The sequence below is a fragment of the Mycobacterium sp. 1274761.0 genome, assembly GCF_001668615.1.
Classification (GTDB): Bacteria; Actinomycetota; Actinomycetes; order Mycobacteriales; family Mycobacteriaceae; genus Mycobacterium.
Map to the genome: position 1 here is coordinate 50,755 of NZ_LZMC01000002.1, position 12,453 is coordinate 63,207.

General features: G+C 67.0%; 9 protein-coding genes and 1 tRNA gene. 6 read left to right on the forward strand and 4 right to left on the reverse strand.

Features of this window, described 5'->3' with window-relative positions; genetic code table 11:
• Window positions 1-47: 47 nt before the first annotated feature.
• Both glmU and A5651_RS00465 read right to left on the reverse strand, forming a co-directional pair.
• Complete coding sequence (gene glmU / locus A5651_RS00460) at window positions 48-1,535, reverse strand: bifunctional UDP-N-acetylglucosamine diphosphorylase/glucosamine-1-phosphate N-acetyltransferase GlmU (protein WP_066974489.1); 1,488 nt, start codon at window positions 1,533-1,535, stop codon at window positions 48-50.
• 30 nt (window positions 1,536-1,565) lie between these two features.
• A tRNA-Gln gene (locus A5651_RS00465) sits at window positions 1,566-1,637 on the reverse strand.
• A gap of 86 nt (window positions 1,638-1,723) precedes the next feature.
• On the opposite strand from A5651_RS00465, the gene A5651_RS00470 reads away from it, so the two are divergent.
• From A5651_RS00470 to A5651_RS00485, 4 genes are all read left to right on the forward strand, one after another.
• Window positions 1,724-2,326 (forward strand): TetR/AcrR family transcriptional regulator, encoded by a 603-nt coding sequence (locus tag A5651_RS00470; protein ID WP_066974491.1) that lies wholly within the window; start codon window positions 1,724-1,726, stop codon window positions 2,324-2,326.
• Window positions 2,327-2,400: 74 nt separating this feature from the next.
• Window positions 2,401-6,075: a transcription-repair coupling factor gene (gene mfd, locus A5651_RS00475; protein ID WP_066974493.1), complete on the forward strand. Its 3,675-nt coding sequence runs from the start codon at window positions 2,401-2,403 to the stop codon at window positions 6,073-6,075.
• A 234-nt stretch (window positions 6,076-6,309) separates the two neighbouring features.
• Window positions 6,310-6,759 (forward strand): hypothetical protein, encoded by a 450-nt coding sequence (locus A5651_RS00480; RefSeq protein ID WP_066974539.1) that lies wholly within the window; start codon window positions 6,310-6,312, stop codon window positions 6,757-6,759.
• Between the two features lie 134 nt (window positions 6,760-6,893).
• Window positions 6,894-7,925, forward strand: a complete 1,032-nt coding sequence (locus A5651_RS00485) for a nucleoside triphosphate pyrophosphohydrolase (protein ID WP_066974494.1) — start codon at window positions 6,894-6,896, stop codon at window positions 7,923-7,925.
• A 55-nt stretch (window positions 7,926-7,980) separates the two neighbouring features.
• Here A5651_RS00485 and A5651_RS00490 read toward each other — a convergent pair whose 3' ends face one another.
• Window positions 7,981-9,243 (reverse strand): Dyp-type peroxidase, encoded by a 1,263-nt coding sequence (locus A5651_RS00490; protein ID WP_066974496.1) that lies wholly within the window; start codon window positions 9,241-9,243, stop codon window positions 7,981-7,983.
• On the reverse strand, window positions 9,240-10,169 hold the full coding sequence (locus A5651_RS00495) for an EfeM/EfeO family lipoprotein (RefSeq protein ID WP_066974497.1): 930 nt from the start codon (window positions 10,167-10,169) through the stop codon (window positions 9,240-9,242). Before A5651_RS00495 ends, A5651_RS00490 begins: the two co-directional genes overlap by 4 nt.
• Before the next feature lie 172 nt (window positions 10,170-10,341).
• On the opposite strand from A5651_RS00495, the gene A5651_RS00500 reads away from it, so the two are divergent.
• Window positions 10,342-11,073: a lytic transglycosylase domain-containing protein gene (locus tag A5651_RS00500; RefSeq protein ID WP_156662455.1), complete on the forward strand. Its 732-nt coding sequence runs from the start codon at window positions 10,342-10,344 to the stop codon at window positions 11,071-11,073.
• Between the two features lie 81 nt (window positions 11,074-11,154).
• The gene (gene eno / locus A5651_RS00505; RefSeq protein ID WP_066974499.1) at window positions 11,155-12,453 is read left to right on the forward strand and encodes a phosphopyruvate hydratase; all 1,299 of its coding nucleotides are present in this window, start codon (window positions 11,155-11,157) and stop codon (window positions 12,451-12,453) included.

The following is a 12,453-nucleotide window of genomic DNA, read 5'->3' on the forward strand; positions in this document are numbered from 1 at the left end:
ATCTCAGCTGTACGTTCGTGACCGGGTTGCCAGAACGGGAACGGAATTCAACCGGCTGACGTCGATTTGTCGTCGTCGGGGCCGGTGTCTTCGCTAGCCTGATTGGCCCTGCGTGCGGCCTCCGCGGCCTTCGAGCCGGGGCGCTTTCGTTCCACCCAGCCCTCGATGTTGCGCTGCGCGCCACCCGATACGGCCAGCGCACCCGGCGGCACGTCGTGGCGCACGACGGTCCCCGCGCCGGTGTACGCGCCGTCGCCCACCGTGACCGGCGCGACGAACATCGTGTCGGAGCCGGTGCGCACGTGTGAGCCGATCGTGGTGCGGTTCTTGTTCTCGCCGTCGTAGTTGACGAAGACGCTCGAGGCGCCGATATTGCTGTGCTCGCCGATGTCGGCGTCGCCGACGTAGGTCAGGTGCGGCACCTTGGTGCCGGTGCCGAGCGTGGCGTTCTTCGTCTCGACGAACGCCCCCAGCTTCCCGACGTCGCCGAGCACTGTGCCGGGCCGCAGATAGGTGAACGGGCCCACCGTCGCGCCGTCACCGATGACCGATGCCGAGCCGTGGGTGCGCACCACCGTGGCGGCATCGCCGACGGTCACGTCGGTCAGCGTGGTCTCGGGCCCGATCTCGCAGCGACCGCCGATGCGGGTCGTGCCGAGCAGCTGGGTGCCGGGCCGGATGACGGTGTCGCGGCCGATGGTCACGTCGACGTCGATCCATGCGCTGGCTGGGTCGATGACGGTGACGCCCGCCCGTTGGTGGGCGGCGACGATGCGGCGGTTCAGCTCCGCGGCCAGCTCAGACAGCTGAACCCGGTCGTTGATGCCCGCGACCAGCGCGGCGTCGTCGACGTGTTGGGCCCGCACGACGCGGCCATCCTGGCGGATGATCTCGATCGCGTCGGTGAGGTAGAGCTCCTGCTGCGCGTTGTGCGGCTTCAGACGGGTGAGCGCCGAGCACAGCACCTCGATATCGAACGCGTAGACGCCGGCGTTGACCTCGGTGATGGCCCGCTGCGAGCGGGTCGCGTCGGCTTCCTCGACGATCCCGATGACCTCGCCGTCCTGGGTGCGCAGGATCCGGCCGTACCCCGTCGGGTCGTTCAGCGTGGTGGTCAGCACCGTTGCCGCGGCGGTTTCGGCGCCGTGGGTCGCGATCAGCTCGGCGAGTGTGTCGGCATCCAACAGCGGAACGTCGCCGGAGGTCACCACGACCGTGCCCGTAAAGCCGTCGGGCAGGACCGACAGGCCACAGCCCACCGCGTGCCCGGTGCCGTGCTGTTCTTCCTGGAGGGCGATATCGATCGGCCTGCCGAGGGTGTCGGCCAGTTCGGCGACCGCAGGGGTGATGCGATCGCGGTCGTGGCCCAGCACCACGACGAGGTACTGCGGGGCGGCCTTGGCGATGGAATGCAGGACGTGGGCGAGCATGCTGCGGCCCGCCAGCGGGTGCAGCACCTTCGGGATGTCGGAACGCATGCGGGTGCCCGCGCCGGCCGCCAGCACGATGACTGCGGCTTCGGTCTTGGGGGTCACCGAGTCCTCCTGCCTGTCGAGACAAGCTCGCTCCGTCGCCAGGACTCGAACCTGAACTATCTGAACCAAAATCAGAGGTGCTGCCGATTACACCACGACGGACTGATCAACCCGTGATGGTAGTCCAACCAATTACCCTGGCTGGTGTGGCAGTACCGGAGAAGGAACTGCGTGCACCCCGCGCCCGGATGACCGGTGCCGAGCGGCGTCACCAGCTCATCGACATCGCCCGCACCCTGTTCGCCCAGCGCGGATATGAGGGCACTGCGATCGAGGAAATCGCCCAGCGCGCCAACGTGTCCAAACCCGTCGTCTACGAACATTTCGGCGGTAAGGAAGGCCTGTACGCAGTGGTGGTCGACCGCGAGATGTCGGCTCTGCTGGACGGCATCACGTCGTCACTGACCCGCACCACGAACAACCGGTCGCGGCTGCGCATCGAGCGCGTCGCGCTTGCGCTGCTGACCTATGTCGACGAGCGCACCGACGGGTTTCGCATCCTCATCCGCGACTCGCCCGCGGCCATCACATCCGGCACGTATTCGACGTTGCTCAACGAGGCCGTCAACCAAGTGTCGTCGATCCTGGCAGGCGACTTCGAGCGCCGCGGTCTGGACCCCACGATGGCGCCGCTGTACGCGCAGGCGCTCGTCGGGTCGGTGTCGATGACCGCGCAGTGGTGGCTCGATGTGCGTGAGCCGAAGAAGGAAGTCGTCGCCGCGCATCTGGTGAACCTGTGCTGGAACGGGCTGATGCATCTCGAGGACGACCCGCAACTGCTCGACGAGTAGTGATTTCGGCGTGAATACCCGCGCCCACCGCGGGGAATCACGCCCAAATCGCAAGTGCCTAGGATGGACTCATCATGACCGCATCGGGGACCGCTCGTGTCCAAACCCCGATCGCGGGGCTCGTTGACCTGGCGCTGCGCGACCCCTGCCTGCAGGACGTCGCGAGCCGCGCCGCCGACAGACCCGCCGATCTCGCCCTTATCGGACCCGCCAGCGCCAGGCTGTTCGCCGCCTGTGCGCTGGCCGCCGCCGGCGGCGCCGGCAGTCTGGCAGATGCCGGGCCGCTGCTGGTGGTCACCGCCACCGGCCGCGAGGCCGACGACCTGACCGCCGAACTGCGCGGTGTCTTCGGCGATTCGGCGGCGCTGTTCCCGTCCTGGGAAACGCTGCCGCACGAACGGCTTTCTCCCGGTGTGGAGACCGTCGGCGCGCGCATGTTGGTGCTGCGGCGGCTGGCCAATCCCGACGATGCCCGGCTTGGGCCGCCGCTGCGGGTCATCGTCACCACCGTGCGCTCGCTGGTGCAGCCGATGGCCCCCGACTTGGCCGATATCGAGCCCGTCACTCTGACGCTCGGCGAGGAGGCAGACTTCGACGCCGTAGTGCACCGGCTGGCGGAGCTGGCGTACACCCGCGTCGACATGGTCGGCAAGCGAGGCGAGTTCGCGGTTCGCGGCGGCATCCTCGACCTGTTCCCGCCCACCGCCGAGCACCCGGTCCGGGTTGAGTTCTGGGGCGACGAGGTCTCCGAGATGCGGATGTTCGCCGTGGCCGACCAGCGCTCGATCCCCGACATCGATGTCGAATTCGTGATCGCGGTGCCCTGCCGCGAACTGCTGCTGACCGACGACGTGCGGGTCCGCGCGTCCGAGCTGTCGGCCGAGCATCCGCGGACCGGCAACGAGGTGCCCGGCAGCGTGCCCGACATGCTCGCCAAGCTCGGCGAGGGCATTCCCGTCGACGGCATGGAGGCCCTACTTCCGCTGCTGCGTCCGACCGAGCTGTCTCGACTCAGCGAGCACCTGCCTGCGCAGACGCCGCTGCTGATCTGCGACCCGGAGAAGATCCGCACCCGCGCCGCCGACCTCATCAAGACCGGCCGTGAATTTCTCGAGGCGTCGTGGTCGACGGCGGCGGTCGGCGGTGACGCGCCCATCGACCTCGAGGCACTCGGCGCGTCGGGCTATCTGGAGCTCGATGACGTCATCGCGGGCGCCCGCAGGGGCGGTCACCCGTGGTGGACGCTGTCGCAGCTGAGCGCCGAGGACGCCGTCGAACTCGACATCCGGCCTGCGCCGTCGGCGCGCGGCCAGCAGTCCAGCGTCGAAGAGATCTTCGCCATGCTGCGCGCGCATGTCGCCACCGGCGGCACCGCAGCCGTCGTCACCCCCGGCACCGGCACCGCGCACCGCGTCTGCGAGCAGCTGGCCGATGCCGACACGCCCGCGTCCATGCTCCAGGAGGGCGAGCAGCCCAAACCCGGCGTCGTGGGCGTGCTCAAAGGGCCGCTGCACGACGGCGTGGTGCTGCCGGGCGCCAACCTCGTCGTGATCACCGAGACGGATCTGACCGGCAACCGTGTTACCGCCCCGGAGGGCAAGCGGCTGGCCGCTAAGCGCCGCAACGTCGTCGACCCGCTCGCGCTGACGGCCGGGGACCTCGTCGTGCACGACCAGCACGGCATCGGACGCTTCGTCGAGATGGTCGAGCGCACCGTGGGCGGTGCGCGCCGCGAGTATCTGGTGCTCGAGTACGCGTCGAGCAAGAAAGGGGCGGCAGGCGGGAAAAATACGGACAAGCTGTTCGTGCCGATGGACTCGCTGGACCAGCTGTCGCGCTACGTCGGCGGGGAAGCGCCCACGCTGAGCAAGCTGGGCGGCAGCGACTGGACCAACACCAAAACCAGGGCGCGCAAGGCAGTACGCGAGATCGCCAGCGAGCTGGTGTCGCTGTACGCCAAACGCCAAGCGTCGCCCGGGCACGCATTCGGGCCCGACACCCCGTGGCAGGCCGAGATGGAGGACGCGTTCGGGTTCACCGAGACGATGGACCAGCTGACCGCCATCACCGAGGTCAAGGCCGACATGGAAAAGCCGATCCCGATGGACCGGGTGATCTGCGGCGACGTCGGTTACGGCAAGACCGAGATCGCCGTGCGCGCGGCGTTCAAGGCGGTGCAGGACGGCAAGCAGGTTGCGGTGCTGGTGCCGACGACGCTGTTGGCCGACCAACATCTGCAGACGTTCAGCGAACGGATGGCCGGGTTTCCCGTCACGGTCAAAGGTCTGTCCAGGTTCACCGATCCCACCGAGTCGCGCGCGGTGCTCGAGGGCATGAAGGACGGCTCGGTCGACATCGTCATCGGCACCCACCGGCTGATCCAGACCGGGGTGACGTGGAAAGATCTCGGCCTGGTCATCGTCGACGAGGAGCAGCGCTTCGGCGTCGAACACAAGGAGCACATCAAGTCGATGCGCACCCACGTCGACGTGCTGACGATGAGCGCGACGCCGATCCCGCGCACGCTCGAGATGAGCCTGGCCGGCATTCGCGAGATGTCGACGATTCTCACCCCACCCGAAGAGCGCTATCCGGTGCTGACTTACGTCGGCCCGCACAGCGACAAGCAGATCGCCGCCGCGCTGCGCCGCGAGCTGCTGCGCGACGGGCAAGCGTTCTACATCCACAACCGCGTGCGCACGATCGACCAGGCGGCGGCGCGACTACGGGCGCTGGTGCCCGAGGCGCGCGTGGTCGTCGCTCACGGCCAGATGCCCGAGGAACAGCTGGAACGCACGGTCGAGGGCTTCTGGAACCGCGAGTACGACGTCTTGGTCTGCACGACGATCGTCGAGACCGGTCTGGACATTTCGAACGCCAACACGTTGATCGTCGAACGCGCTGACACCTTCGGGCTCTCGCAGCTGCATCAGCTGCGCGGCAGGGTGGGCCGCAGCCGTGAGCGCGGCTACGCGTATTTCATGTATCCGCCCGAGGTTCCGCTGACCGAGACGGCCTACGACCGGCTGGCAACGATCGCTCAGAACAACGAACTCGGCGCGGGCATGGCCGTGGCGATGAAGGACCTGGAGATCCGAGGCGCAGGCAACGTGCTCGGCGTCGAACAGTCCGGCCACGTCGCCGGTGTCGGGTTCGACCTGTACGTACGGCTGGTCGGTGAGGCCGTCGAGGCATACCGTGCAGCCGCCGATGGGAAAGCCGTTGCCACTGCACCTGAACCGAAAGATGTGCGGATCGACCTGCCGGTCGACGCTCATCTGCCGCCGGACTACATCGCCAGCGATCGGCTGCGGCTCGAGGGATATCGGCGGCTGGCCTCGGCCGCCGACCAGGACGGTGTCAGTGCGGTTGTCGATGAACTCGTCGACAGGTACGGCCCTTTGCCCGAACCCGCGCAGCGTCTGGTGTCAGTCGCCCGGCTGCGGTTGCTGGCGCGTGAGTACGGCATCACTGAGATCAGCGCCCCGTCGGAGTCGATGCTGCGGCTGTCGCCGTTGACGCTGTTGGACTCCCAGCAGCTGCGGCTGAAGCGTATGTACCCGAGTGCGGGGTATCGGGCGACGACGTCGACGGTGCAGGTGCCGATTCCGCGCACCGGCGGCGAGGTAGGCGCGCCACGTCTTCGTGATCTTGAGCTTGTGCAAATGGTCGCCGATTTGATCTTGGCTTTGAATGGAAAACCGCAAGGCAGTGTCGATATCACCGCGAAGGTAAATTTCTCTGCCTAATTGCTGGTTATCGCAATTTCTCCAGGTCTATTCGGCACGAATTCCGCGGCGCTGTTAACGCAGCCGATCGGCGATGCGAAATACTTAGGTGGGGGGTCGAGATATTGCGATGTCGTCTAAACAAGGGGCGGCGGGATCGTCATAGGAGCGATCGAGCAATGTCCTAAACCGAACATCATGCGACGCCGCAGTTCGTTGGCGTGCGTTGCGATGACGCAAGGCGAAGGAGTGAAGATGGACATCAAGAAGCTCGCAGTAACCACCACAATGGCCGGCGCGCTGGGACTCGGTGCGGTTGGCCTGAGCGCTGGTATCGCGCATGCCGATCAGTTTGTGCCGAATCCGCCCAGCATTCCGGTTCCGGCCGTGCCGCAGGTGAATGTGCCTGATGTGGATTTTCCGCAGGTGAATATGCCGGATATCGATGGCCCTGATGTGAACCTCCCGGATGTGGAGTTTCCGGATGTGGAGTTTCCGGAGGTAGACAATTTCTTCCGGCTGCCGATTGGCCACATTCCGCCCGGGCAATTGATGCACGCGCGGGAGATCAACGGGATCGCGAATCCGTTCTTCGGAATTCCGCCCGGGCAGCTGAAGAAGCTGGCCAAGGTGGGAGAGCTGGATAACCCGTTCTTCGAGGAGCGGCCCGGTCACTGGGACATCCCCGACGACTGGCAGTCCTAAGTCACACGCGTGACACGGTGGCCGCCTTGCCTCTGGGCAGGGCGGCCATCGCCGTCTGCGGCCGCGCGTCGAGGTCCGATGTGTTGGTATAACCGAGGCCAGCGGTCTCATCGAAACGCGAGGGGGTGCAGCCCATGACTGTGGTATTGGTCGACCCCCGCCGCCCATCGTTGATCCCCGTCGAAGCGGTCGAACTGCTCGCCGGTGACGTCCAGTACACCGAAGAGATGCCGGTGAAGGTGCCGTGGTCATTGCCGTCGGCGCGGCCGGCCTATGAGGGTGACGACGCGCCGGTGCTGTTGTCGTCGGACCCCGACCATCCCGCCGTGAAGGCGCGGCTGGCCGCCGGTGACAGAGTGATCGCCGCCCCGGAGCCGCAGGCGGGGGAGCGGCTCCTCGACGCGGTGGCGATGATGGACAAGCTGCGCACCGCGGGTCCGTGGGAGAGCGAGCAGACGCACGACTCGCTGCGCCGATACCTGCTGGAGGAAACCTACGAGTTGTTCGACGCGGTGCGCAGCGGCAACGCCGACGAACTGCGCGAAGAACTCGGTGACGTGCTGCTGCAGGTGTTGTTCCACGCCCGCATCGCCGAGGACGCCACCCAGCATGCGTTCACCATCGACGACGTCGCCGACTCGCTACTGCGCAAGCTCGCCAACCGCGTACCGGCCGTGCTCGCCGGTGAGCCGATATCGCTGGACGACCAACTGGCGCAGTGGGAAGAACGCAAAGCCCGCGAGAAGACCCGCAGGTCGTCCATGGACGACGTGCCGACGGGTCAGCCCGCATTGGCCTTGGCGCAGAAGGTGATTGACCGGGTCAGTGCTGCTGGCCTGCCCGCCGACCTGATCCCGGCTTCGATCACCCGCGTGTCGCTGACGCTTGACGGCGACGCCGAAAATGCGTTGCGCGCAGAGGTTTTGGAGTTCATGGACATCGTCCGTTCGGTCGAGCGGGCCATCGCCGCCGACCGTCGCGGCGAAGATGTGCCCGAGGAGCTTGACATCGCCTCGCTCGGAAGAATCTCCGAGGAGGAGTGGCGGGCGTTCTGGCCGCCGGCCGACATAGTGGAGCCCGGCGAAGAAGCCGAGCCAGACGAGCCCGTCGAGGCCGAAGACGAGCCTGTCGTAGAAGCCGAGCCCGAGCCGACTGTGCAGAAATAGCGGGAAGTCCAGCGCAAAAGCACCTAAAAGCGCCCGTCGGCGCCACCAGCTGAATTCAGTCGACCAATGCGTCGCCGAGGAAGCGGTCGGCGCCGGTGACCCCTGGTAGCACGAAAAAGAAGCCGCCGCCGACCGGCAGGATGTACTCCTCCAGCGGCTCGCCTTTCAGCCGGCTCTGCACGGCGAGGAACCCCTTCTCCAGGCTGCGTTGGTAGGCGATGAACGCCAACCCTTGATCGAGCCTGCCCGCGCCGTCGAAGCCGCGCGAATAGTTGAATCCCCTTCGCAGAATCAGGTTCTGCTCGGTTTGGGTGGTGCGCGGATTCGCCAGCCGGATGTGCGCGTCGAGCGGGATTCGCTTGCCGTCAGGGTCTTCGGCGTAGTTCGGGTCGGCGAACTCGTCGTTCAACCCCAGCGGGGCTCCGCTGAGCTTCTTGCGGCCGATCAGCGCCTCCTGCTCGGCGAGCCGAGTGCGGTCCCAGAACTCGACGAACATGCGGATGATGCGCACGGCCTGATACGAGCCGCCGACGGCCCAGTCGGGTTCCCCGTCGTCGGGCTGCACCCAGATATGCCGATTCATCAGCGCGGTGTCGTCGACATCGGGATTGGCAGTACCGTCCTTGAACCCCAGAAGGTTTCGCGGCGTCGCAGCCTCCGACGTCTTGCCCGCACCGATGCCGCGCGCGTACCCGTCGATCATCCAGCGCAGCGTCATGTCGCGGCGGGTCCGGCGCATCAACTGCCGCAACGCGAACTGCACGGTGTCGGTGTGTCCCGCCTCGATGACGATCGACAGATCGCCGTGTGACAGCTTCGGATCCAGCTTGTCATTGGCCAGGAACGGCATCGTGACCAGTTCCTTGGGCTTGCGGTCAGCCAGCCCGAACCGGTCGTCGAACGCCGACGCCCCGAGACCCACGAGGATCGACAGGTTATCGGCCGGCGGTTTGTCGCCGAGAATGCCCGAATCCACCGGCGGGAAGGCCGGATGCCGTGTCTCGGGCGGCTTGCCGGCCATCAGCCCGCGGATCTCCTCGGTGAGCTCCTGCAGCGCCTCCTTCAGGCCGCGGCGGCCGGCCACGTGGAGGTTGAACGACGCGACCAAGCCTTGCTCGGGGATCGGCAGCGTGGTGATGCCTGCCTGGTGCGGACCCTCGAACGCGGTGAATGCTGGCTGCGGAACCGGCGGTGCGGCCGGATATGGTGCCGAGCACGCCCCGATGGCCGCGCCCGCGCCCACCGCGACACCGGTACCCAGCGCCCCGGCGACAAAGCCGCGGCGCGAAATCCCGTGTCGTGGTGGCGGCTGGGTCACTGCAGCTTCAGAACTCCCGCGACTTGAGAGAGGTTTTCCGACAACCCGGCCAGCTGCGCCTTGAGCGTGTCGACGACCTGCGGGGTCACCGTCACCGCCGGGCACCTCGGCGTCGGGTACTGGTCATTCTCGGGGCAGAACAGCACCCAGCCGTCACCCCGGCGCAGCGGCGCCAAGGTGTCGTACACCTGGTGGATGCCACCGTTGATCTTGTCCAGCAGGGCAGGGTCGACCTTCTGCAGAGCGGGTGTCAGCTTGTCGATCGCGGCCTGGGAGCCCTGCAGGTTGGCGTCGAAGTCCCACAGGTCGGTCTTCGAGTAGCGCTCCTCCTCGCCGGTAATCTTGCCCTGCGACACCTCCTCGATCAGCTCGGCGGCGCCGTTGGCCACGTCGACCGGCTTCACCTCAACGGTGGCGAACTGCTTCTGCAGCTGGGCGATGTCGCGGTCGAGCTGGTCGGCGACAGGCGTGCCACCTTCGGTGGTGTTTTTGTTGAACAACAGGAACTCGAGCCGGTGCCAACCGGTGAACTTAGGATCGTCCTCGCCCGCGAAATCGTCGACGCGCGAGTCGACCTTGGCGTCGGTGTCCTCGACGAGGCCGGCGAGAGGCTCGATGCGCTCCCACGGCATGCGCGACGGGGCGTACGCGTCCTGCGCGGCCTTCAGGTTGTTGGCCCGCACCGCGTCGGTGAGGACCTTGACGCCCTTGACCAGCTGGTCGATTTGGCCGACGGCGTAAGCCTTGTATTCGTCAGCGGCCTTCTGCAGCTCCGGGCTGGGAGCCGCGGCCGCAGTCCTCGACGTCTCGCCGGCGGGACTGGAGGCACTGCTCTCGGCGGAGTTGCCGGAGTCGCTGCTGGAGCACCCGGCAAGAACCAAGGCCGCGGCCGCAACCGACACGGGCCAGGCGAGATGCAGTTTCATTGAGCCTCCTCGTTGTCAGACGCGTGAACATTACATCGTTCCCTCAGATCGAGGATAGGCACACCTAAATACCGTTTGCCTGCCCTTAGTGACGCACGCCAACCACGGGTCCCCCGTAGCACTCGCGGGGCATGGGACGATGGATTCCAAGTACAGGGTTGTAGGGAGTCCGGTGTTGCCAGTGCTTTGGCTGCGGGCTGTCGCGGTGATTTTCGCGACAGCGCTGCTCATGGCCTCCAGCTGCTCGTGGCAGCTCGGCACCCCCATTCCCGAGGGCGTACCGCCGCCGGCGGGTGATCCGGTGCCGGCAATCGACACCCACGCCAAGGGCAGACCCGCCGACCAGCTCCATGAGTGGGCAGCCCAACGTGCGCCTGCACTTGGCATACCGGTCGGAGCACTGGAGGCCTATGCCTATGCGGCCAGAGTTGCCGAGGTCGAGAATCCCAACTGCCATCTCAGTTGGCCGACGCTGGCCGGAATCGGCATGGTGGAAAGCCACCACGGCACCTATCGCGGCGCGAGCATCGCGCCCGACGGAGAGGTCACGCCCTTGATCCGCGGGGTGCGATTGGACGGCACGATGGGCAACCTCGAGATCGTCGACAGCGACTCCGGCGCGCTCGACGGTGACCCGGGCCTCGACCGGGCGATGGGACCCATGCAGTTCATCCCCGAGACGTGGCGACTCTACGGGGTCGACGCCAACAATGACGGCAAGGTCAGCCCGGACAATTTCGACGACGCGGCACTGTCTGCGGCGGGATACCTGTGCTGGCGGGGCAAGGATCTCGCCACACCGCGAGGCTGGATGAACGCCTTGCGTGCCTACAACCTGTCCGAGCAGTACGCCCGCACTGTGCGCGATTGGGCGACCGCGTACGCCGAAGGCCATCCCCTCTGACCCCTCTAATCCCGCTTACCGCATGGCCACGCTCTAGGCTCATCTAGTTCCGTCCACCCCGACCGACCAAGGAGAACGCCAGTGCCCATCATCGAGCAGGTCGGAGCTCGCGAAATCCTCGACTCGCGCGGCAACCCGACGGTCGAGGTCGAGTTGGCCCTGACCGACGGCACGTTCGCCAGGGCCGCGGTGCCGTCGGGCGCGTCGACGGGGGAGCACGAGGCGGTGGAACTGCGTGACGGCGGCTCGCGCTACGGCGGTAAGGGCGTGCAGAAAGCCGTCGAGGCGGTGCTTGACGAGATTGCGCCGGCCGTCATCGGCTCGAGCGCCGACGACCAGCGACTGGTTGACCAGGCTCTGCTCGACCTCGACGGCACACCCGACAAGTCACGGCTGGGCGCCAACGCGATCCTCGGGGTGTCGCTCGCGGTGGCCAAGGCCGCCGCGGAGTCGGCCGGGCTGCCGTTGTTCCGCTACGTCGGCGGCCCGAACGCACACATCTTGCCCGTGCCGATGATGAACATCCTCAACGGCGGCGCCCACGCCGACACCGGGGTCGATGTCCAGGAGTTCATGGTGGCTCCGATCGGCGCGCCGAGCTTCAAGGAGTCGCTGCGCTGGGGCGCCGAGGTGTACCACTCGCTGAAGTCGGTGCTCAAGAAGCAGGGGCTGTCGACGGGCCTCGGCGACGAAGGCGGGTTTGCACCCGACGTCGCCGGCACCAAGGCGGCCTTGGACCTGATCCTGTCGGCCATCGAGGCGACGGGGCTGACGGTCGGCAGCGACGTGGCCCTGGCGCTGGACGTCGCGGCCACCGAGTTCTATACCCAGGGAACGGGTTACAGCTTCGAGAAGGAGACGCGCACATCCGATCAGATGGCGCAGTTCTACGCCGGGCTACTCGACATCTACCCGCTCGTTTCGATCGAGGATCCGCTGTCCGAGGACGACTGGGACGGTTGGGTCGCGCTGACGGCGGCGATCGGCGACCGCGTCCAGCTCGTCGGCGACGACCTCTTCGTCACCAACCCCGAACGCCTCGAGGACGGCATCGAGCGGGGTGCGGCCAACGCGCTGCTGGTCAAGGTGAACCAGATCGGCACGCTGACCGAGACGCTCGACGCCGTGGCCCTGGCCCACAACAGCGGGTACCGCACGATGATGAGCCACCGCAGTGGCGAAACCGAGGACACCACGATCGCCGACCTCGCCGTGGCGGTCGGCAGCGGCCAGATCAAGACCGGCGCTCCTGCCCGCAGCGAGCGCGTCGCCAAGTACAACCAGCTGCTGCGGATCGAGGAGACGCTCGGCGACGCCGCGCGGTATGCGGGCGACCTGGCGTTCCCGCGATTCGCACCGACCGATGGTGAGGCCAAATAG